This is a genomic window from Aureispira anguillae, assembly GCF_026000115.1.
Classification (GTDB): Bacteria; Bacteroidota; Bacteroidia; order Chitinophagales; family Saprospiraceae; genus Aureispira; species Aureispira anguillae.
Map to the genome: position 1 here is coordinate 5,980,742 of NZ_AP026867.1, position 22,290 is coordinate 6,003,031.

Consider the following 22,290-nt stretch of genomic DNA (forward strand, 5'->3'; position numbering starts at 1 on the left):
AAATACACTGCAACAAAAATGTTGGTAAATTTAGTGTATAATCAATTCTGCTTCGTTAAATAATCCTTAAATAGAGTAATAAGTACTTGGTTTGACTAGAGGTTTAAGATTTTGATATAACGATCATCATAATCAATAGAACCTTCCCTTTTAAGTTTATTGAGTACACTATTGACCGTTTGGCGAGAGGTAAAGGTCAGTTTGGCAATTTCTTTATTGGTCAAGAAATTTTTGACCCTCAACTCTCCGTTTTTTTGTTGTCCAAAATCATGCACTAATTCCTTTAGGAAATCCGTAATTCGAGTAGCAGAATCTTTGAAAATAATGGCTGATAATTTACGTTCTAATTTTCTCAATCGAAAACCAATTAATTTATAGACTGCCACATTAAACGCTTTATTCCGCATCATCATACCTTGCATGATTTCCATATCTAATGCACAAATAATACAATCATCAACCGCAACCGCAAAATCATTTGCATTGCCATCTGCCAATGCCATCTCACCAAAAATATTTCCAGCATTCAAGACATATTTTAGGTTCTCCTCTCCATTTTCAGTGTAATTTCCAATTTTGACCGATCCCTCTTTGAGCATATAAATGGTATTCTGAGCGTTAAAAGGAAACATAATCGGATCATCCTTTTTGTAATATTTATCCACTAACATTTTAGCCATATCCATCATCTCCCTTTTAGATAAGGCTCTCATGATATCAAATTGTTCTAGATACCAAAGTTTTGCTGCTGTTTGCATTTTCCCAATATTTAAAAATTAGTGTTTTTTTGACAACTCAATTGTGTCGAAAATTTAACTCATAGTGCAACTATTACAATTTTGCATATCAACCGTATAGCAAGAGGGGAAGGGAACAATTTATTTCAACAACTATAAGTCTAATATTCTTAGGTACTTATCGTCATAACTAATTCTATTTTCTCGTTTGAGTTTATTGAGTACACTATTAACCGTTTGACGAGAAGTAAAGGTCAGTTTAGCGATTTCTGTATTGGTCAAAAAGTTTTTAACCACCAATACATTATCTACATCCTTACCAAACTCTTGGGCAAATGCCTTAAGAAAATCAACAATTCGAGTGAAGGAATCTTTGTATACAATCGTAGACAGTTTAGATTCAACCTTTCTCAACCGAAGCCCTATCAACTTATACATTCCCCTATTAAACGCCTTATTTTGCGTCATAATTTCCTGAATTACATTTGTATTAAGGGTACATACAATACAACTTTCAACGGCAACAGCAAAATCATTGGAATTGCCATCTACCAAAGCCATTTCACCAAAAATAGTCCCTGAATTAATCAAATATTTGAGATTTTCCTCACCACTTTCTGTGTAATTTCCAATTTTGACAGCCCCCTCTTTGAGTAAGTAAATCGTCTTTTGAGAATTAAAAGGAAACATAATTGGGTCATCCTTTTTATAATGCTTATGCAAGGCCGTTTCAGCCATTCTTTTTAATTCTCGTTTAGAAAGTACCTTAAAAATATCAAACTGTTCCAAGTACCAAAGTTTTGCTGCTGTTTGCATTGTCTTCCCTTTTAATTTACATCAATGTAGCTTCTAAAAACAATTGTTTCTCAGGGTAATCAGTGGTATAGTGTAAGCCTCTACTTTCTTTTCGAGTTGCTGCTGACCGAGTAATCATATAAGCAATGGTAATCAAATTTCGCAATTCGCAAAGCTGAGGGGAAATAGTTGTTGTGCTGTAAAGTTGCTCTGTCTCCTGATACAAAATATGCAAGCGATCAAACGCTCTTTTGAGTCGTACACTAGAACGAACAATGCCTACATAACTACTCATTATTTCTTTTAATTCTTTAATACTTTGAGTAATTAATACCAGCTCTTTAGGGTCAGTTGTTCCTGTTGCATCCCAATCTGGAATTCCATCCTGAAAATCAATATCATCAATCTTTGCAGAAATATCTTGAACCACTCGTTCTGCATAAACCAAGCCTTCTAATAATGAATTTGAAGCTAGACGATTGGCTCCATGCAAGCCCGTACAACTACACTCACCACAAGCATACAAATTTTGAATCGAAGTATGCCCCATCTCATCCGTTTTAATGCCACCACAAATATAATGAGCAGCGGGAACGACAGGAATCAAATCTTTCATTGGATCAATACCAAGACTGTTGCATTTTTCGTAAATCGTTGGAAAATGCTTAATAAAAGCCTCCTTATCGAGGTGTGTACAATCCAACATCATATAGTCTTGCCCCCTCATTTTCATTTCATTATCTATAGCACGGGCTACAATATCTCTAGGAGCTAATGATTTTCTAGCATCATACTTTTGCATAAACTCCTTTCCTTCTGGCGTTTTCAAAATAGCCCCAAAACCACGTACGGCCTCTGAAACTAAAAAGGCAGGGTTTTCAATAACAGGATTGAATAAAGAAGTAGGGTGAAACTGTACAAATTCCATATTTTCCATCCGTCCTTTGGCTCGATAAAACATTGCCATCCCATCCCCTGTTGCAATACTGGGATTTGTTGTTGTTTTATACACTTGTCCTGCGCCTCCTGTTGCCACCACAATAACCTTTGCCAAAAAGGTTTCAATTTCTTTATTCTGAGTATTCAAAACATAAGCACCATAACATCTTATATTAGGCGTTAATCGAGTTACCTGTCTTCCCAAGTGATGTTGAGTAATCAAGTCGATGGCAAAATAATGGTCATAATATTCCAAATTGGGATATGTTTTTGCCTTTTCATTCAAAGCACGTTGAATCTCCCACCCCGTCAAATCTTTGAAATGCAAGATGCGGTTCTCAGAATGTCCCCCTTCTCGACCTAAGTCATAATCCTTTGCATCTTTGTCAAACCGAGTGCCCCATTCAATCAACTCCTTTACTCGATCTGGTCCCTCTTTGACCACAATATCAACCGCCTTAGGATCGCAAAGACCATCCCCTGCATCCAAGGTGTCGGCAATGTGTTTGTCGTAAGAATCCGTATCAAAATTCCAGACTGCCGCAACGCCACCTTGAGCATAGCGAGTATTGCTTTCTTCCTTGCTGGCTTTAGTTAATACACAAACCTTTTTGTCAGGATGTCGTTCTGCCATCTTGATTGCCATTGTTAGTCCAGCAACTCCAGAACCAATTACTAGTACATCTATTTGCTTCATATATTTGATCGAAATTGTTAAAAAATCGCACTTGTCTTTTGCCTATATAAGATTATAACAACAAAGTAAGCCTTAATAACACTATTGTGGATGTTTTTAAAAATAAAACAGATCTCACAAATTATAAAATAAAGTGCGAACTCATCTACCTTGTAATATAAAAAAAGCAGCTTACCTTAAAAAGTAAGCTGCTATAAAATGTCAAAATTTTGACAAGTTAAATTTATTTAGCAGTACAGGTAAAACCTATTGCTTCATATGCCTTTTTGATTTCTTCATTGGTAGTTGCCGTCTGTACAGAACCCGTACAATTTGTTGCCGTAACAGCATTATCACAAATATTTACCTCACAGCTTGCTTGTGATGCGTGCGTACATTCATAACAAGTATTTTTGGCACAAGATGAGAAACCAACCGTTAATACAGTAGCTAATCCGAATACAAAAGATAATTTTTTCATTGTTATTTTAATTTTTAAATATAATAAAAGTGTTTTAATTCATTATTCCTTGACGACCTTCAAGACCGTTTGTACTCCGTCTATCTGTACCGAAATAAGGTACAATCCAGAAGGCTGTTCTTTGAGCGACAAATCTAAATATTGTTCGTGGTTGATGGTTTTTGAAGTCAATAAAAGCCCGTGAACGGTCATTAGGTCAACTCTAATATCAGCTGCTATTCGCCCTAGATCCAATACTACATTTTCGGTAGTAGGATTAGGGTAAAGGCGAAGGTTTTCCATGTTCTTCACAGGAATAACCGCAACGCCACAACTTGCCAATGCTGTCACTCTGATGTAGTCCGTATACGTTTCAGAATAATACGCTGTCCCAAATTGCCCTACATATTCCAAGGTCACATCTTTTAAACCACTTGTCGCATAAGTAACCGTATGGGGTCCGCTTCCAGTAGCCGTTGCAGGAGAAGCCCCTGCGCCAAAATCCCATTGTTGAGTAAGCCCAAAACCAATATTTGAATTGCTATAGTTGGTAAAAACGACTACATCACCTTCGCAAATAGAAGTCTGATTAGCAGCAAAAGCAACATCCGAACAAGTAAAACCATTATTCAGATTGATATTCTGAGTAGCAGTTGCTCCTGCCCCACAAACATTAACTGGTACAACCGATAGCTGAAAATCTACATTCGTACTGTTAACGGTTACCGAATTGGTTCCTTGCCCTACACTAATAGAAGCAGCATTGGCTGGCGTAATGCTCCAACTATAATAAGTTGCTCCATTAACATTATTAATAGAATATCTCTCTCGTTCGCCATAACAAAGATCATCACTTCCCGATATATTGCCAGCAGCAGCGGGTGCAGATAAGGTTGTTAAATTAATTACATTAGACGTATTGCTGCAACCATCATTAATAACTACTGTATAATTTCCCCCACTTGTTGCAGACCAACTGGTATCTTCAACCGTTGGTGTTCCTAATGAATTGCCATTCAAAAACCACTCATAACTAGCCCCTGCTATAAAATTAGCAGATAAATTAATTGAGCTACCTGTACAAAAACTAGTCGCTGTAGAACTAATGGTTGCTGTTGGTAGTGGGTTTTCTGTTACAACAAATGAATTAGAAACAGCCGTACAACCATCACTATTGGTGACTTCTACCGTATACGTTCCACTGTTGTTTATAGCAATGCTGTTGTTTTCTAGGATGGGGCTGGTGATACTATTGCCATTTAATAGCCAAGTATACGTTGCTCCAACTTCCAAATTAGCAGTTAAGGTCAGATTAGATCCAACACAATAACTATTAGCGGGAGCTGTAACGGTAATTTGAGGAAAATTAGCATTAATTGGTGCAAAAATACTAGATGTATCCAAACAGCCATCTGCACTCGTCACCACCAATTGATAGCTGCCAGGGCTGCTTACTGAAAGTGTTGGTTGTGTCTGTCCCCCAATGAGGGCTCCATTGTTTAACCAAGCATAAGAAGCTCCAGCAATGGTATTAGCCGTTATTGTAATCGTTCCTGTACCGCCACAAAAGTTGGCAGCAGAAGTTGAAAAAGCAGCCTGAGGTTGGGGATAAAAAGTAATATTTTCGGTAGCAGATTCAGTTGTACATCCACTACTGTTGGTCACAATATTATAATAACTACCTGCCTGACTAGCCGAATAGGTTGCGCTATTCGCTCCTCCAATTATGGTTCCATTATAATACCATGCAATTGTTTCTCCATTAGCCGCATCAACAACTCCTGTTAGCAAAGTAGTTGTGCCTTGACAAATTTGATTAGAGGCAGCACTAATAGTAGCTGTAGGTGGGGCTGTATTAACAAAATTAACGGTAATTTGATCCGTATTTTCACAACCATTCGCATCCGTTCCAATAACCGTATAAGTAGTATTTCCTGTGGGCGTAAAAGCAACACCATTCGTCACCCCGTTATCCCAACTGTAACTAATTGCTCCAGATCCCGTCAAGGTAACCGTTTCTCCCTGACAAATAACGGTTCCAGTTGCATTGGCAATAACAGTAGGCAAGCTGTTCACATCAATTGTAATTTGCTCTGTATCTGTACAGCCATTATTGGCCGTTCCTACTACAGTATACGTATTGGTTGTTGTTGGGGTAAAAGCAGCTCCATCTACAACACCATTATTCCAATTGTAAGTAGTAGCCCCTGTTCCTGACAAAGTAACTGCATCTCCAACACAAATGCTTGTGGCACTGGCATTAATCTGAACATTAGGGCTTGGATCAACCGTTACCGTTACGCTAGTCGTGTCTGTACAACCATTGGTCGCTGTACCAATCACCGTATACGTTCCACTAGTAGTAGGGCTAAAAGCAGTACCATTCATTACACTATTGTCCCAACTATAGCTATTCGCTCCCTGTGCGGTAAGCGTTACTGGGTCGCCTTCGCAAATGGTCGTTGCACTAGCATTAATCGTTACCGTTGGAGAAGGGTTGGTAATTTGCAAACTATAGCCAATGATTTGAACATTTGGATTAGGGCAAGAGCCATCGTTGACCGTTATGGTAAAAGGATAGTTGCCTGATGCAGCACTTGCTGTTGGAATAACAAGGCGGATGTTAATAGGGTTGGTTCCTGTAACGGAGGTGGTTGCGCCTGCTATCACGGTACTAATATCACTTGTTGCAGTTAGAACATCCGATACATCTGGATCCGATACACTAAAATCAACAATTAGTGGAGGTCCCCCACAAGAAGCAATAAGATTGCCTGTCACAGTACCCGAACTAGGTGTTATCGTTCCTGAAACAGGGGGCACACTAGTGCAAGTAGCAGAAATAATCATCTGTAAATCACGAATCATAGAACCAATTTTTACGCCATTTCTATATTCTTCTATTCTTACAGAAATAACAGCAACTTGCCCCGTATTCGCCAATGAAGTAAAAGTCATTTGTCCATTTGAGCTATTGAACTGGAAGGTTGTTCCTGCTTGTAGTTCCAATGGATTCGTAGCTGTTAACCCATTTACAAAAGGAATATCTATCCCCCCTGTTGTCTTAGGGTTGATTAGCGAAAAGCTCAATGAATCGCCATCTACATCATAAAAACCATGGTTAAATTGGCTTAATTGACCTTGGCAACTGTATAAAACAGGTAAATTATTAAATTGGGGGGAATTATTACAAGGAGCTAGATTGGTATTAATGACGGTCTCTATATAAATACAGGCTCCGTTACTATTAATATTAGTGATGGAGGAATTCCGATCGCATTCTGTAAAACTAATTGTATAGCTATCACAACCTGCGGGCAACTGAACCTGTCCTCGATAGACCACTTCCTGTGTACCTTGAACATTACCGCCAGCACAACTTGTTTGTGTACCTGCACATACTTGCGACACTTCTTGTGTGCTGATTAGCGTAAGCGCTACAGAGGAAGTCACGGAAGTACAACCACTACTCCCTACAATGCTAATAGAAGGGTTAGAAGGGGCTGCTACACCACCACAATCCCGATAAAACCGCAAGGTTACCTCATAGGTATTGGCACTAATACAAGTATATGTTAAATCTGCTCCTACTGCATGGGTTGCATAGGTTGATGTTCTCATACCTAAAAAGGCAAACAACATAAAAAGAAATTGATAAGCATTAAAGCAGTTATTTTTTTTCATAAATTTTTGTTTTAATCAATAAATATTTCCTAGATAGAAATTGATAGGAGATAAATTATGGTTGAGTTGGGGCTAAGCAAAAGCTTAACAGTTGAATCCATTATTCAAAAGTTTATAGTAATTCCTAGGTGCTATAAAGTTAAAATCTACCGTTTCCCACAAACTGTTAGAATAAGAGGTTTTCCTATTTCTAATTTATAGGGATACTGATGCATTATTTCTGGATAACAAATATAACTCCTCAAACAAGAATTATTTTTTTTTAATATTTCATATTGGCCTCAAAAAACATCTATTCCCTATACAAAAAGCAACAACACAAAACACAAACCACTGACAATCAGTGTTAAAAAACTTTTTATTGCTAACTCACTTTTTATTAATCTAAATATCTATATTGAGCTGATTACTAAAAAGGCATAGATATTGGTTAGGATGAACCACTCATCCGAATAAAATCACACTAGCATCATGAATCATGAAATCAAGCATTTATATGAAGGACTGGAACCGCTGCGAAGGAAAAATATCCGTATGTTCTTTCAACAGGCACCTAAAATGCTATTGTATATTGACCTTTTGGAACAAGGAGGGAATGCCAATACCAACAAAGCCGTAAACTATATCTATAGCGAAGAGCTAACAACAACATCCCGAAATATACTGATTAATCGTTTTTACAAATTGCGCACAAAAATTAGATTATGGTTACTAACCCAACTAAAAAATAGTCCGATTTGCCTAACTCCAGAAGAACAAGAATTGGCTTTCTTACGCCTGATGGTCATCAAAAACGAACATGTATATGCTGTAGAACAATTAAAAGCTTTAGAACAGAGATGTTGGGAAAATAACTTATTTGAGTTATTGCCCGAATTATTACAATTAATGCTGCGAGCAATGCATGCTTGTGAAGTTTCAGATAAAGAAGAGCGTCAAAACTATTTGACAAAACTAGAAGAGGCTATTGAGTTGGAACATTTACTTCAAAAAATGAAGTATTACATCAACTATTTGTATGCTAATATACAAGATTATAATCTTATTATTGATCGCATCCGCCGCCAGACTAAAAACTTAAAACACTATCCTCGCTTTGTGATGTTGTATCATTTTATAGCCTTTAGTGCAGGGGTCTTTAGAGAGGACTTAGTAAAAAAAACTAGCAATGCAATAACTAGACATCTCAACCAGTTCAACCAACTCAAGAAAACGTACCCCCTAATGCCAATTCTTGATTTTGAACCCTTTCATCGTGAAAAAATAGACATTCATTTTTGCATGAAGGAAGCGACTTTTTGGTATTACAAAAACAATCCCAAAAAGAGTTATCATAGCATAAAAAGAAGGCAGCAATTGCTTCAAGATTATCCTGATCTATATACTAGATCCTCAGAAGCAGAATTGCATAATTTAATCTATTTTTGTTTAAATGCCGAAGAATATACAACGGCTTTAGTCTATATTGACGAATTAAAAGCTTATCAAGCTGCCAATTTCTATGATAGATTAGATAATCCTTATTTTAGCTATGAACTAATTGTTTATGTTAATTTGTTTCCTACCAAACAACATCCTAATCCAGCAGAGATAATTGATCAAATTAGTCATTTTTTGACAACGGCTCAACAAGATTCAGCTTGGGTTTATGGCACACTTGCAGAGTTTTGTATACTTTATGGCTATTTGGATAAAGCCAGAGAGGCTTTAGCGCATCCTTATTTAAAAGCCTTATACAAAGGTTATAATATGGCGATTCAAATGGAAGATTTGTTGGTTGCCATAGAAGAAAAAAACATACTTGCCTTAAAAAGTTTAACGGAACAACTAACTGCTCTATACAAAAATGCAACCGTTGCCAAATATAAATTCCACTACAAAGGACTCCTCAAAATAGCACAATATTTTTTGAAAAAACTAAGGTAGTGCCTTACTAGATCCAATTTGTTCTAGTACAGAAATATCCAAAAACAAAAAGCTATTTTAGGTGGTCTAAAATAGCTTTTTTGATCTGTTTAATAATAAACTTTATTTCCATCCATGCAGTTGAAACCATCCTGCACGTTCAATAACATTCTTAGAATAATCACGTCCTGTTGTATAATAATCAACTCCATAGCCCATTCTATAACCATCCCATGCACGTCTAGGACCACAATTATAACCAGCAACACCAGCTTTAATTAGTTTAAAACTTAAGTCCCATCCTGCCTTTTTTTCAAAATACTTCATACAGTTTTTTAGAACTGCGCCACCATAGATAATATTTTCTCTACCATCTGCCCATTTTCCCGACTGGATGAAAGGAACATGCCAACGATCATCTACTTGCATTAAACCACGACCATGCCCATGATCTCCCGTTCCTCCAGGACCAGGAGGAGTTAATGCCAAGCCCCAATGAGATTCACGAGAGCCCAATCCAGCAATAATAGAAGGCGGGATGCCATATTTATTCGCTACTTTCTTAACAGTATATTCATATTTTTTTAACTCTTCCAATTGTTTCAATAGGGTTCTATCCCATTTTGAATAAGAAGTTTGAAACGTAGTAGAAGGATTTTTAGGCGATGGCTTTTTTAATAATAGCGACCAAGTATATGGTCCTACCACTCCATCAGCACCAAGTCCTTTAGATGCTTGAAACAAACGAACTACATTTTCGGTATATGCCCCAAATTCACCATCAGGGCGGATTCTATACCCCAAACCTTTTAATAAAGTTTGTAAATCCTTTACGTCATCTTTTAAATGTGGTGAAGTATGGCTAAATCCGTCGTATAATCTCAAAGTTGGTCTTCCCATATTTTAAATGTATCTTTTATTTATTGGGTTTTTAATAAAAACAATCCATCAACACTAGCTTTGTCATTGATAATCAAGCACTAAGCACAGCAACAGCAACAAGACAAACATACACTTCTGATAATCAATCGAATGCCACTTTACAACAAACAATTACAATACTGCATCTATTGATTTAAAATGAAGATATACAAAATAAAACAGTTTGAATAACTTGCCTTATAACTAATAGGATTAAATGGTGTAAACTAATATTTTTTGTTTACATTTAAGACTTAACACACTAACGTTAAGTCTCTGATTAAAAATAGAAATAAAAAGCGTGTATTACCAATTTTTGAAACAAAAAAAACAATGATTTAGCTAGTTTTATAACTTGTAGCCCATTTTTATCACTCTCCCCTGATTATTTTAGTTGATAAGATTTAGAAAACACTATATGAGTCGTCCAATTTATATAAACTTTCTCATTCTTTTACTCCTTAATAGTTGTTTATCGAATTGTTATGCCCAAACAAACCTTGAAAAAACCCTTGCTCGAGCTAACAAGCATATCCAAGATGCTGAACGGTATTATGCCGAAATGAAATTTGTACAAGCAAAAGAATCCTACCAATTTGCTGCCCGTTTGTACCGCAATAACAATCTCCCTGCTTATTACGCTATCTGTTACAATGGTATAGGAAATACCTATATTGACCTAACACTTTATGAAGAGGCAAAAAGTAAAGGTTTTGAAAAGGCCCTACAACAACTAGCTGAAATCAAAAGCATTGAGCCCAATTTTGATATTGATAGCAGTCTAGTTGCAGATGCCTATGAAGGCCTTGGACGTTATTATAGCAGCATATCTACCACGCTTCAGACCCAGCAAGGTCTAGAAACTAAGATTCATTATACAAAAGCCTTGGAGTATCACCAAAACGCCCTAAGAATTCGTAAAAATTTCTACGGTGACTTACACCAAAAAATTGCCTTGTCGTATTACTTTATAGGGCGATGCTATCGTGGTTTTTCTGCCAACAGCTATAACGACAACCTTGATGACAACCCAATTCAAAAAGAACTAGATTTCTTAAAAAAGGCATTAGATATTCAACTCAAGACCGTTGGGGAACTGCATTACCAAACTGCAAACACCTATCAAGCTCTCGGAAATTATTACTACGAAACACAAAAAGATTATCACAAAGGGGTTGAATACCATAAAAAGGCATTTAAGATTCGGCAAGAAATCTTTAAGATGGATCATCTTCAAATTGCATCTTCCTATATAGATATGTCCATTTATTATAGAGTCATGAATATCTATGACAAAGAATTGAGTTACTTGGAAAAAGCACTAAAAATTCAACTCAGTATCTTAGGAACAGATCATGCAGAAATTGCAAAAAGTTATTACTTGTTGGCGCATCGATACAGAAGCAATGGCTCTATCCAAAAAGCAATATCCTATTATGAATACGCCCTAGCTATTTTTATTAAGCTAAAAAACAAACAAAGCCTAGAAGTAGCAGAAGTACGTTTGGGGCTAGCGCTTTGTTATCGCATGGATCATGAAAGAAAAAAAGAATTGCAACAATTGCAGCAGAGTTTATCAACGTATGAAAAAATACTAGGAAAAAAACATTTTAAGATTGGACTAATTTTATTAGAAAAAGGCAATTATTATTTGCAGACCAAGCAGTACGACTCTACCCTTTTCTTTTACCAAAAAGCGCTATTAATAAACCAGCAACAACTTGGATCTGCTCATTATTCGGTAACGGATCTTTATGATAAAATGGCTCGTGTTTATCGATTAAAGGGACTTCCTGAAAAAGAGTTTGAATATTTAACAAAATCGTTAACAATAAAAAAAGGAGAAGATTCCCTATCCGTTCACAACAACAAACGCCCCCAACAAACTGGTTTTTATTCTTTAGATTTTCCTTTAGACAAAGAATTTCGCAATAAAACACTAGAACAACAACTCTATAATAGTTATATGAGTTTGGCAGCTTATTATGAACGTGCACACAACATCCCTGAAGCATTGCATTATATTCAGCAAGCACTAGCTGCTGTATGCCCTAGTCTGAACAACTCAACCATTAACATTTATGAGAACCCTTCAACCAAAGATTTATCCCATAATATACAATGGTTGTATGCCTTAGGAAAAAAAGCAGCTTTTCTTCAAACACTTTATGACCACCAACAAGAAGAAAAAAACTTGTCAACTGCTATACAGACCTATACCCAAGGGATTGATGTGATTAATTCATTGCGAACTAATTTCAATTCTAAAAAAGCACATCAAGAATTAAAAAAATATTCTATTCCTATCTATGAGGGAGCGATCACAAGTTTATTCGTTAAGTACACAAAAACCAGTAACCCTCAATACCTTAACCAAGCTTTCGAGATTGCAGAATACAGCAAAAGTTTTGCCTTGATACAAGGCTTACAAAATACATTGGCACGAGGCAGGGGAAATATTCCCAATCAACTATTGGAGCTAGAGCGTGAATTAAGGCATCAATTAGCATATTATTCTAATTACCAAAACAAGGGCGCTAAAAACAATCAGAAATTCGACAAAGCTTATTTTAGTGCAAAACAGTCTTATGATTCATTAATTTATCAATTAGAGAAAGATTATCCCACCTATTACAACCTAAAATACCAAACAAAGGTAACCAGTGTAAATGAAGTTTGTTCTAAACTATTGCACGACAACCACATTTTGTTAGAATATTTTATTGGTGATCAATATCTCTATGTTTTTAGATTATCTAAGCACCAAAAAGATTTTTTCCAAGTCATTATTCCTGACAATTATGAACAACTGGTCTATAACCTTCGTAGTGCTTTGACTAATTATGATATGATTGAAGAACATCCACAATGGGCTTATCAAACATTCGTGGCAACCTCTTATAAATTTTATATACAATTCTTAGCTCCGTTTTTGCCAGAAATTTTTATTGAGGATCAAGAATTGACCATCATCCCAGATGGGATGCTCAATTATATCCCATTTGAAGTGCTGCTATCGGAACTACCAAGCCAAGAGTTGGTTGCCAAACGAGATTATAAAAAGCTCTCGTTTATCCTAAAACAACATCCGATCAGTTATAATTACTCTGCAACCATTTGGGCAAATAATTCGCAAAATAGACCTTCTCCCAACAATGGTCAATGCCTAGGGTTTGCCCCGTCCATTCAGTTTAGCAGCAGTCATGATAGCTTGCCTTGGACACAAAAAGAATTAGAAGCCATACAACGTATTTTTGCAGGAAAATACTATTATGGAAAAGAGGCCAATAAAGCTTTATTTAAGGAAATTGCTGGCGATTTTAGCATCATACACTTAGCCACACATGGCATTGTTGATATGGATAATCCCATGCGCTCACTCTTGTCTTTTGCCTCAGATAGCAGTGATTGGGAGCATGTTGCCTTGTATGCTTATGAGATTCACAATTTATCGCTAAAAGCCGACTTAGTTGTTTTAAGTGCTTGTGAAACTGGCTTTGGGAAAGCTGTACGGGGAGAAGGCGTATTGAGCCTTGCCAGAGCATTTTTATATGCAGGAGCTCCTAGTGTTGTGACAACATTGTGGGAAGTAAACGATTTTACTAGTGCAGCATTAATAGAAACCTTCTATGCCAATCTAGCAACAGGAATGCCCAAATCTTTAGCACTTCGAGAGGCAAAACTCACCTTTTTGTCCAAAACAGATGAAATTTCAGGTCATCCTACTTATTGGGCAAGTTTTGTTGTTATTGGTAACTCTTCGCCCATCCAATCCAAGTGGTACTGGTGGTTATTAAGAGGAGTTATTCTCCTTATCCTTTTAACAACGATTGGTTATTCTTTTCACAAAAAAAAGTCGCCTTAACATCAGTGTAATAAGACGACTTCTATCTATTTTATTGGTCTTTTGCTTGCTGTTTCCAATCGTAACGCTTGAATCGAGCCGCAAAGCTTTTTATTTTTTCATCCAGCTCATCCGCCTGTTTTTCGGTCATTTTAGCCAACTGCTGATAAGTCGTAATTCCTTCAGCGGCTAATTTTTCAGCCATTTTTTCGCCCAATCCTTTCAGGGTTGTCAAATCATCCTCAATAGCCCCCACTGATTCCTCAATATTTTCTACCACCTCTTTGATTTGAGAGGTAGCCTCTTCTTTTACTTTTTTGCCCTTTTTAAGCTTTTCAGTAACGATTTTTTTAGCTTTATCGACTTGTTTTGCAACCTCCTCTACTTTTTCATTAACCGTTTCTTTTGCCTCCTTAATTTTAGCCTCAATCACATCTTTGACATCCTCTACTTTTTCTGAAAATAAGGTTGTCTCTTCCTCTGCATCATAATGGTCAAATTCCCTTTCTTCGATTTTGTCCTCATTGCGTTCTTTTCGATAGCGCACTTCGTCTTTTATTAACTCGCTTAGTTCTTCGAATTTAACTTCCAAGGTAGATAATCTTTCTTCAATAGTCGTGTAAATGCGATTTTCGAGACCAAGATAATGGCTCTCCATTTTTTCGTAACGCTTCTTAAACTCTTTGTTTAGCGTTTTTCTTAATTTTTTTAACATGATTAAATGATTGTATTTAAAATGATTGATTTGGTCTTACAAAAGTACGCTTATTAAACTACTTTTTCCAATAATTAGTTCAAAAACAAAAGCCAGAACAACGTCTTTTGTTCTGGCTTCCTTATCCTTTAAATATTTGAATTAACGCTATGTTATATTAGAGTAATGATTAGAACTGAAGTCCAACAAAAAGCTGAAAGCCAAGATTGCCATCGTGATCATTTCTTTGGATGTAAGTTCCGTCACTATTTAGATCTTTCATAGAATAATCATACTTGTTGGTGGTTATGTCCAAAAAGCTATAACTAAACCGCAAACCTGCTCGTAAACCAGGCGTGAAATAGTAAGAAACCCCTGCTTGCAAAGTCAAATCAATCGTTTTAAAAATATGCTCATTGGCTTTATCCTCTACATCGGTAAAGTAATAAGCGCTAGGTCCTCTTGGATAATAACGAGTTGTTCCGTCAATTTTAGCCGATTTAGAAGTACCATCATAAAGTGCCCCTAGCTCATCTTTTATCATTTTATAATCCAAATCCATTTCAATAAACTGAGTAACGTCTGGATTGTCTGCATTCAAAATATCAGCATCGCCAAATTTAATGGTTCCCAATGCTTTTGAATCAATTAAAAAGCCAATTCCTGCTCCAACATCAAATTGTAAGCGATCATCCAAAGCCTCAAAATAAAACATAACAGGAATTTCAATATAGGCATTAATGATGTTCATGCCTACTCGACGCTTGTAGTTGCGATCGGTTCGCTTTGAATAGGTGCTTCCTACTTTGTTATAACCATAAATAAACGCCTGTTCTGTATTAAAAGACGGCAATTTTAGGAATGAATTTTCTGCTGTAGCCGTATAATAAGACCCTTTTTGTACAAACACAACTTCAGCAGCGATTCCAAAACGCTCGTGCAAAGGAAACTTGACGGTTCCTCCCGCAGAAACTCTTACTGTTAATTTATGATTTTCTTCAACCCCATTCTCTTGAGGACCAAACATTGTTGAGAAACTTGCTCCTGCTCTCAAACCAAACTTGGGTTTAAATAAATCTTGCGCTTGAAGGCTAGATGCAGCCAAAAAGCCAACTAGTGCTAAACCTATCTGTACTGTTTTAATAAAATTCATCTTTGTTTTTCTATTAATAAACGGTGGATTGTGTATCTTTCTATTTTTAATTATGTAAGATTTCATAAAAGAAACATTCTTGTTCTTGGGTAAGGGATAAAGGAGCTTTGTCCTTCATCTGAATTAAGTTAATGTCATAATGTATAATACTCTGTGGTAGCTTAATTGCTACCGACATGGTTTCTAATAGAGTAATGTAAATATGCATTTCCCAACAACAAAACAACTGTATTTCATGTAAATCGACACAAAGATAACAAAAGGCTGTTATAATACTAAGCCTTTATGATCTCCTGCTCAACTACATTCCTAAAAACATTATACTTTTATATTTGGTTGGGCTAAAGCCTATCAATTTTTTGATAAACGATGATAAAACACAAAACAACAATTGAAATAGAAGAGGCTCTATTTAATATTCGATACCAAGATAATATTTTATCTATGGGGTCTTGTTTCGCTCAAAATATAGCTAGTTTTCTAGCTCAGAACTTTTACCCTATATCGGTAAACCCTTTTGGAACCCTCTATAATCCTATCTCTATTCGAAATAGTTTAGGTTTACTGCTCAACAACTATGAGTTTCAAGCAGACGATTTGTTTTTTCACAATGGTCTATGGAGCAGTTTTCAACATCACAGTTCTTTTTCTTCGCCAAGCCCAACTACGACACTAGAGCAGATTAATATTGAATTGATTAAAGCACGCACACGGTTGCAACAAAGCAAAGTATTAATTCTAACATTTGGAACAGCTTGGGTTTATGAGTTAAGAAAAAACAATAAGGTAGTTAGCAATTGCCATAAAATGCCAGCCAACCGATTTAAGCGAAAACGATTAAGTGTTGCAGAGATTATTGAAAGTTTAGGTCCTCTCTTAGAATATCTCAAAGAATATTTGCCTGAGCTAAACATCATCTTAACCGTCAGTCCTATTCGACATTTAAAAGATGGATTTGTAGAAAATCAATTGAGTAAATCAACACTTTTATTGGCGGTACAAGAAATGGTAAGCCGTGCTAGTTTTATCCACTATTTTCCTGCTTATGAAATTATGATGGACGACCTAAGGGACTACCGCTATTATGCTGACGATTTAGTACACCCTAGCAAACTAGCCATTCAATATATCTGGGAGCATTTTGCCAATCATTATCTAGACCCCAAAGAGTTAGCCATACGCAATAGTATTGCAAAACTGCAAAAAGCAATACAACATCGTCCTTTCAACCCAAAGTCTAATGGGCATCAAAAATTTGTTCTACAACAATTAAAAAATATTGATAAAATTCAAAAAAAAGTACCTACTTTAAATTTAGAGACTGCAAAACAACATTTTTCTGAACAGCTAATTACTTAGCAAAATACAATACTAGTAACCTTGTAATAACTTGATTGACTACAAAACAAATTATTTACACTTAATATCTAGTTATTAAAACTCAATCGATTCCAATACTATGCAACCTGTACTTCTAAAATATTCACGTTATATCGGCGTTTTGGTATCTCTTACTTTAATAGGCCTACTCATCTATTATTTTAGCGATATTGTTACATGGGTTGTTTTGGCTTGGGTCATATCATTGCTTGGCTCTCCACTCATGAAATTAATGGGAAAAGTTCGCTACAAAAATTGGGAACTGCCCAATAGCATCCGAGCCTTGATTGTTTTACTCTTATTTTACAGCATTTTTGGTTTATTGTTTTACATCTTTGTTCCTGTGATTGTACAACAAGGGCGGAATTTGGCAGGGGTTGATTATACTGCAATTGTAGAAAGTTTGGAGGAACCCATTGCGCACTTTAACGATTGGCTAATCGAAAAGGGGCTATCAGAAGGCGAGTTGTCCAATTATTCTCCCATAGATAGTACTCAGAATTCCCTAACAGAAATTGATACCTTCACTAGTAATCATTCTCCTGCTGTTCAACCAATTATTAAGACAACAACAGTCAATATAGATTCTTTATTATTACAAAATGGAGATACGATTCCCCAAACCAATATCAACTTAAACATTGCGCTTAATATAGATCCTCCCTCTTCTCCTCAACAGGATAGTACCCTAGCTATTTCGCCTTTAGATACTCCTTTTGAGCAATTGCGAAAAAAAATGTTTGCCTATGTTAGTCCTTCTCAAATCATCACTCGAACAGTAATGTATTTGGTTGGCTTCTTTGGTAATTTTATGGTGTTGTTTACTTCGGTAACCTTTATTGCTTTCTTTTTTCTAAAAGATGAAAAACTATTTGGTCGAGCCTTAAAAACAGTCATTCCTAATCAACAAAAAGAGGAGACAGACACGGCACTGTACCAAATCAAACAACTGCTAACTCGCTATTTTAGTGGCATTTTGTTTCAAATTACGCTCATTACCTTATATGTGACACTCTTATTGTCATTCTTTGGTATTCCTAACGCCTTTTTAATTGCATTTTTTGCAGCTATAATTAATGTCATCCCCTATCTTGGTCCAGTGATTGGCACTTTGTTCGCTATGTTGGTTATTATTAGTTCGAACCTTGATGTTAGTTTTTATGTTGTTACCTTGCCTATGCTTATTAAAGTAATGGGAGTTTTTGCATCTATGCAAATTGTTGATGGGTTTATCTTACAGCCTTATATTTTTTCCAATAGTGTTTCTGCACATCCTTTGGAAATTTTTATCGTTGTGGTCGTTGGAGCTAAACTAGGAGGTATTACAGGAATGGTCGTTGCGATCCCTGCCTATACCATCATCCGAGTTATTGCCTCTGTATTTTTAAAAGAGTTTCAATTGGTTCAAAAATTGACACAAAGTATTAAGCAGGAAGGAAAAGACAAAGAACACCTTGGAGAGAATGTTGATATTGAAGTAGAGAGTTAGTAAATCCACAACCTAATCGCTCTAAAATTTGATCATTGGAGCAGCGTTAGGCTAAATTGTAGGTTATTTTTTTCGTTAAAAACTTCCTAATTTCAGTTATTTAAGAATTTTTCAGCTTAGATAATTGTTCAAGAAATAATCTAATTATACAAAATTTAAGACAGTAATTAGACTCTAATCTAACTATTGTTTAATCTGTTCAACTTTTAACTATGGCTTTAAAAATAAGATATAATTCTCCTGTAGTACTTACCTTTTCTCTGGTTTGTATTGCCGTTTATTTTGCAGATTTAGTTTTTTCGGTAGGTGCTAGTCCAGAATCTGTAGGACCAATTACCTCCAACTTTTTCATGTTACCAGGCAATTTTGATTGGGCTAACCCTATGAATTATGTTCGTTTATTAAGTTATACCATGGGGCATGCCAACCAAGCTCACATCATGGGAAACATGTCTATTTTCTTGCTTATTGCGCCTATAATGGAGGAGAAGTATGGGAGTCGTAGAATATTATTAATGATGGTTTTAACGGCTCTTATCACAGGGGTTTTACAAATTATGCTGTTCAGTTCAGGCTTATTAGGAGCAAGCGGAATCGTTTTTATGTTTATTGTTTTGGTTTCTTTTGCTGATGTCAGAAAAGGTACAATTCCTTTGACCTTTATCTTGGTTGTTTTATTTTTTATTGGTCAAGAGGTTGTTCACAGTTTGCAAGATAACCAAGTCTCTGAGTATGCACATATAATGGGAGGTATAATGGGAGGTATTTTTGGAATGTTTTTTAAAGAAAATCAACCTAGTATCAATACTTCTAACCAAACTGTAGCTAGCGACCTATTAGATAATTAATACCAAAGTTTCATGTACATTTATAAAAATATCAACCTCATTGGTGCTATCCGCTTTTCTGGTGGGCACCTGATTTGGCTTAGCTGTTGGGCTATTGCGGTTACTTGTTTGTACGAATATTCCTCTTGGGACTGGCTCCCCATTCCTTGGTTGCCTATTTCTTTAGTTGGTACAGCCGTCGCTTTTTATGTTGGTTTTAAAAACAATCAGTCTTATGACCGAATTTGGGAAGCTCGAAAAATATGGGGGGCAATTGTCAATAGTAGTAGAGCATGGGGGAGTACAACCAAAGGTTACATTTCCAATATCTTTACAGAAGAAGAACAATCGAACCAAGCTCTTTACGCTATAAAAAAACGCCTTATTTATCGTCATATTGCATGGTTGTATACTTTGCGTAATCAGTTATTGATTCCCACCCCATGGGAGCACATCAACCAAAATAAACATGTCCGATTAACCACCCAAAAAAGAATGCGACAATACGGTTTACATTCCATAGATGGACATTTAACCGAAGAAGAAATCAAAAATTTACTTCCAGAGGGCGAATATGAGCGCTTAAACCAAGCTAAAAACACTGCTACTCAAATTATTGATCAACAAGCACAAGATTTACTCCAGCTTAGAGAACAGCACCTTATTGATGATTTTCGCCATATGGAGTTACAAAAAATATTATACGATTTTTACATCCATCAAGGAAAATGTGAACGCATCAAAAAATTTCCCTTGCCTCGTCAATATGGCAGTATGAGTTTTATTTTTGTTTGCATTTTTATTTTTTTGCTTCCTTTTGGAATGGTTGCAGAATTTGCAAAACTTGGACCTTTGGGAACTTGGTGGTCTATTCCATTCACCATTTTAATTGGTTGGATTTATTTTATGATGGAACTAGTCGGTGATTATTCCGAAAATCCATTTGAAGGTTTAGGAAACGATATTCCTATGTTAGCTCTTTGCAGAACAATAGAAATTGACCTTAGAGAAATGTTGGACGAAACCGATCTTCCAGCTCCTATTCAAGCGAAAAATGGAGTGTTAATGTAAAGGTTTACTGGATAAAAAAAAGCCATGTCTATTAATTTAATACTTCGTGGATTAACATGGCTTTTTTTTATCTGTTTCTAATATTATTACTGTATAAAATTTAGTAGATCAACATACTGGTATCTCTAGTTTCTACACTAATCTTAATAAAAGATGACTTTTCTTCATAAGAAGAATCGCTATCGTATATAGGAGTATAAGTAAACATCATATCTGTTGACGGATATTCATTCATATACCCCAAAGGGTTATGCATATTGACTTCTAGATTATTCACATACTCTATATATGGCTTTATTCCTATATTTAATAGTTCATCATATTTAATATATACATTTACTTTAAGGTAATATTTCTTGTTAGAAAAACCATTCTTAACATCTCTTGATAAAGTATCAATAACATATTCCCCAAAAAGCTTAACATGCTCATTCAACTGACTATGATTAAATTTTGAGTTAAAATACAAATAACAGGAAGGGATTTTAATCTCATTCTTGAGGTTACTTTTTCCTAGCTTCTCCCCTTTCATTTCCACAGAAACAGGAGTTTCTTCACAAGCGACAATAAAGAATATTAGACTAATTACTCCCAATAATAATTTTTGCATATCGCTTTGATTGTTTAGCTTCTCCAATAGATATTATGTTAATTTTTGCTATTCCTCTCCCATCTATTTTTCCTATCATTCCATCTAAATACTTTTTTATAGTTAATCCCCTCATTCTTCCTAAATTAAAGTTGTCTATTTCTTTCCCTGTGTGTGAGGTATACCCCTCTATTGTGATAACCATTTCCCTATTTTTTACAGCAGCTAGTGTTGCTTTATCCAAAGATAGCCACCACTGATGTAATTCCTTAAATTGTGTATTAGATAGTTCTGCCTGATTCTCCCGTTCAAATACCAACTCCTTTTCTATAGTCTGAAAAGGAACAATATCTGTAACTTGAATTTGTATACCAACAAGTGTATTGCTAAGCACTTGCTTCTCATACTTCACTCCTTCCTCATCTTTTGCTGGTGTTGTTGCTGCCCCTTTTATGCTAATTGAATGGTTACGTTCATTGTATTGCGCCGATAATTCTACTGAATATTCTTGAATCAAATCAGGTTTAGAAGCTTCTATAATTTTATCTGCAATCCTACTAAACGATAATTTCCCATTGGGCTGAATAGCTACTTCACAATAATGATCCTTAATGATATATTCTGCTTTATGATGCAATCCCCCTATCCCATGCCAATAATCTATGTTTGCTTTAGTCCAAATACTAATATGGTAATTGGCATTTGCTGAAAGGGCAATATTTTTTTGCCCCTCTTGGTCGAGCTCTATTTTTGTATTTATAATTTCCTGACCATCTTGCATCCCCCAACCTTGGATATTCACAAATGTTTCCAAAGAAAAATCTACCCAAAAATCTACTCCTTTTTTGATCGGGTCATCAAGCAATTGCTGTTTTATTTTTTTTACCTTCTGTTGTAAACGATTCAATTGCTCTTGCTCCTCTTCCGAAATAGTGCCATCCTCAGCATATAATTGAGTATATTTATTCAATTCTTGCTCAATCTTTTCTAATACCTTTAAATCTTTAGGGGGCAGTTTATCATTTTTGTTTTGCATAATTCTTTATTGAGCACTCATTTTCAAATCATTACAAAACACAAGATACAATTATCGTAAAAAAATCCACTTTACTAGACACTTATTTTT

Annotated in this window: 16 protein-coding genes; 6 read left to right on the forward strand and 10 right to left on the reverse strand. The window is 35.7% G+C overall.

The window, feature by feature from the left end; all coding sequences use genetic code 11:
• Nucleotides 1–95: 95 nt before the first annotated feature.
• The 5 genes from AsAng_RS23485 to AsAng_RS23505 form a co-directional block, all read right to left on the reverse strand.
• A complete protein-coding gene (locus tag AsAng_RS23485) occupies nucleotides 96–758 on the reverse strand; it encodes a Crp/Fnr family transcriptional regulator (RefSeq protein WP_264789543.1) in 663 nt (220 codons plus the stop codon).
• 132 nt (nucleotides 759–890) lie between these two features.
• Nucleotides 891–1,553 (reverse strand): Crp/Fnr family transcriptional regulator, encoded by a 663-nt coding sequence (locus tag AsAng_RS23490; protein WP_264789544.1) that lies wholly within the window; start codon nucleotides 1,551–1,553, stop codon nucleotides 891–893.
• Between the two features lie 16 nt (nucleotides 1,554–1,569).
• Nucleotides 1,570–3,168: an L-aspartate oxidase gene (gene nadB / locus AsAng_RS23495; RefSeq protein ID WP_264789545.1), complete on the reverse strand. Its 1,599-nt coding sequence runs from the start codon at nucleotides 3,166–3,168 to the stop codon at nucleotides 1,570–1,572.
• Between the two features lie 223 nt (nucleotides 3,169–3,391).
• On the reverse strand, nucleotides 3,392–3,628 hold the full coding sequence (locus AsAng_RS23500; protein ID WP_264789546.1) for a hypothetical protein: 237 nt from the start codon (nucleotides 3,626–3,628) through the stop codon (nucleotides 3,392–3,394).
• Between the two features lie 42 nt (nucleotides 3,629–3,670).
• Nucleotides 3,671–7,291 carry a T9SS type A sorting domain-containing protein gene (locus tag AsAng_RS23505; protein WP_264789547.1) on the reverse strand — a complete coding sequence of 1,207 codons (3,621 nt, stop codon included), beginning with the start codon at nucleotides 7,289–7,291 and terminating at the stop codon, nucleotides 3,671–3,673.
• A 471-nt stretch (nucleotides 7,292–7,762) separates the two neighbouring features.
• On the opposite strand from AsAng_RS23505, the gene AsAng_RS23510 reads away from it, so the two are divergent.
• Nucleotides 7,763–9,217: a hypothetical protein gene (locus AsAng_RS23510; protein WP_264789548.1), complete on the forward strand. Its 1,455-nt coding sequence runs from the start codon at nucleotides 7,763–7,765 to the stop codon at nucleotides 9,215–9,217.
• Between the two features lie 102 nt (nucleotides 9,218–9,319).
• Here AsAng_RS23510 and AsAng_RS23515 read toward each other — a convergent pair whose 3' ends face one another.
• Complete coding sequence (locus AsAng_RS23515) at nucleotides 9,320–10,096, reverse strand: peptidoglycan-binding protein (protein WP_264789549.1); 777 nt, start codon at nucleotides 10,094–10,096, stop codon at nucleotides 9,320–9,322.
• A gap of 439 nt (nucleotides 10,097–10,535) precedes the next feature.
• Between AsAng_RS23515 and AsAng_RS23520 the strand changes: the two genes are divergently transcribed.
• The gene (locus tag AsAng_RS23520; RefSeq protein WP_264789550.1) at nucleotides 10,536–13,982 is read left to right on the forward strand and encodes a CHAT domain-containing protein; all 3,447 of its coding nucleotides are present in this window, start codon (nucleotides 10,536–10,538) and stop codon (nucleotides 13,980–13,982) included.
• Between the two features lie 31 nt (nucleotides 13,983–14,013).
• Here AsAng_RS23520 and AsAng_RS23525 read toward each other — a convergent pair whose 3' ends face one another.
• Nucleotides 14,014–14,676, reverse strand: coding sequence for a hypothetical protein (locus AsAng_RS23525; RefSeq protein WP_264789551.1), 663 nt, complete (start codon nucleotides 14,674–14,676; stop codon nucleotides 14,014–14,016).
• Between the two features lie 169 nt (nucleotides 14,677–14,845).
• Complete coding sequence (locus AsAng_RS23530) at nucleotides 14,846–15,808, reverse strand: PorT family protein (RefSeq protein WP_264789552.1); 963 nt, start codon at nucleotides 15,806–15,808, stop codon at nucleotides 14,846–14,848.
• A 369-nt stretch (nucleotides 15,809–16,177) separates the two neighbouring features.
• On the opposite strand from AsAng_RS23530, the gene AsAng_RS23535 reads away from it, so the two are divergent.
• The 4 genes from AsAng_RS23535 to AsAng_RS23550 all read left to right on the forward strand — a co-directional run bounded on the left by AsAng_RS23535 (nucleotide 16,178) and on the right by AsAng_RS23550 (nucleotide 20,575).
• Nucleotides 16,178–17,167: a GSCFA domain-containing protein gene (locus AsAng_RS23535; RefSeq protein ID WP_264789553.1), complete on the forward strand. Its 990-nt coding sequence runs from the start codon at nucleotides 16,178–16,180 to the stop codon at nucleotides 17,165–17,167.
• Nucleotides 17,168–17,267: 100 nt separating this feature from the next.
• Nucleotides 17,268–18,677, forward strand: coding sequence for an AI-2E family transporter (locus tag AsAng_RS23540; protein ID WP_264789554.1), 1,410 nt, complete (start codon nucleotides 17,268–17,270; stop codon nucleotides 18,675–18,677).
• A 212-nt stretch (nucleotides 18,678–18,889) separates the two neighbouring features.
• The gene (locus AsAng_RS23545) at nucleotides 18,890–19,525 is read left to right on the forward strand and encodes a rhomboid family intramembrane serine protease (protein WP_264789555.1); all 636 of its coding nucleotides are present in this window, start codon (nucleotides 18,890–18,892) and stop codon (nucleotides 19,523–19,525) included.
• Nucleotides 19,526–19,537: 12 nt separating this feature from the next.
• Nucleotides 19,538–20,575, forward strand: a complete 1,038-nt coding sequence (locus tag AsAng_RS23550; RefSeq protein WP_264789556.1) for a bestrophin family protein — start codon at nucleotides 19,538–19,540, stop codon at nucleotides 20,573–20,575.
• Nucleotides 20,576–20,675: 100 nt separating this feature from the next.
• On the opposite strand, the gene AsAng_RS23555 is transcribed toward AsAng_RS23550, so the two are convergent.
• Nucleotides 20,676–21,185, reverse strand: coding sequence for a hypothetical protein (locus tag AsAng_RS23555; RefSeq protein ID WP_264789557.1), 510 nt, complete (start codon nucleotides 21,183–21,185; stop codon nucleotides 20,676–20,678).
• On the reverse strand, nucleotides 21,157–22,200 hold the full coding sequence (locus AsAng_RS23560) for an OmpA family protein (protein ID WP_264789558.1): 1,044 nt from the start codon (nucleotides 22,198–22,200) through the stop codon (nucleotides 21,157–21,159). The genes AsAng_RS23555 and AsAng_RS23560 overlap by 29 nt, the downstream gene beginning before the upstream one ends.
• Nucleotides 22,201–22,290 lie beyond the last annotated feature (90 nt).

Bases quoted from the DNA above. Each gene is read 5' to 3' on its own strand.
- AsAng_RS23485 (WP_264789543.1), bottom strand. From the start codon at position 758: ATGCAAACAGCAGCAAAACTTTGGTATCTAGAACAATTTGATATCATG.
- AsAng_RS23490 (WP_264789544.1), bottom strand. From the start codon at position 1,553: ATGCAAACAGCAGCAAAACTTTGGTACTTGGAACAGTTTGATATTTTT.
- nadB (WP_264789545.1), bottom strand. From the start codon at position 3,168: ATGAAGCAAATAGATGTACTAGTAATTGGTTCTGGAGTTGCTGGACTA.
- AsAng_RS23500 (WP_264789546.1), bottom strand. From the start codon at position 3,628: ATGAAAAAATTATCTTTTGTATTCGGATTAGCTACTGTATTAACGGTT.
- AsAng_RS23505 (WP_264789547.1), bottom strand. From the start codon at position 7,291: ATGAAAAAAAATAACTGCTTTAATGCTTATCAATTTCTTTTTATGTTG.
- AsAng_RS23510 (WP_264789548.1), top strand. From the start codon at position 7,763: ATGAATCATGAAATCAAGCATTTATATGAAGGACTGGAACCGCTGCGA.
- AsAng_RS23515 (WP_264789549.1), bottom strand. From the start codon at position 10,096: ATGGGAAGACCAACTTTGAGATTATACGACGGATTTAGCCATACTTCA.
- AsAng_RS23520 (WP_264789550.1), top strand. From the start codon at position 10,536: ATGAGTCGTCCAATTTATATAAACTTTCTCATTCTTTTACTCCTTAAT.
- AsAng_RS23525 (WP_264789551.1), bottom strand. From the start codon at position 14,676: ATGTTAAAAAAATTAAGAAAAACGCTAAACAAAGAGTTTAAGAAGCGT.
- AsAng_RS23530 (WP_264789552.1), bottom strand. From the start codon at position 15,808: ATGAATTTTATTAAAACAGTACAGATAGGTTTAGCACTAGTTGGCTTT.
- AsAng_RS23535 (WP_264789553.1), top strand. From the start codon at position 16,178: ATGATAAAACACAAAACAACAATTGAAATAGAAGAGGCTCTATTTAAT.
- AsAng_RS23540 (WP_264789554.1), top strand. From the start codon at position 17,268: ATGCAACCTGTACTTCTAAAATATTCACGTTATATCGGCGTTTTGGTA.
- AsAng_RS23545 (WP_264789555.1), top strand. From the start codon at position 18,890: ATGGCTTTAAAAATAAGATATAATTCTCCTGTAGTACTTACCTTTTCT.
- AsAng_RS23550 (WP_264789556.1), top strand. From the start codon at position 19,538: ATGTACATTTATAAAAATATCAACCTCATTGGTGCTATCCGCTTTTCT.
- AsAng_RS23555 (WP_264789557.1), bottom strand. From the start codon at position 21,185: ATGCAAAAATTATTATTGGGAGTAATTAGTCTAATATTCTTTATTGTC.
- AsAng_RS23560 (WP_264789558.1), bottom strand. From the start codon at position 22,200: ATGCAAAACAAAAATGATAAACTGCCCCCTAAAGATTTAAAGGTATTA.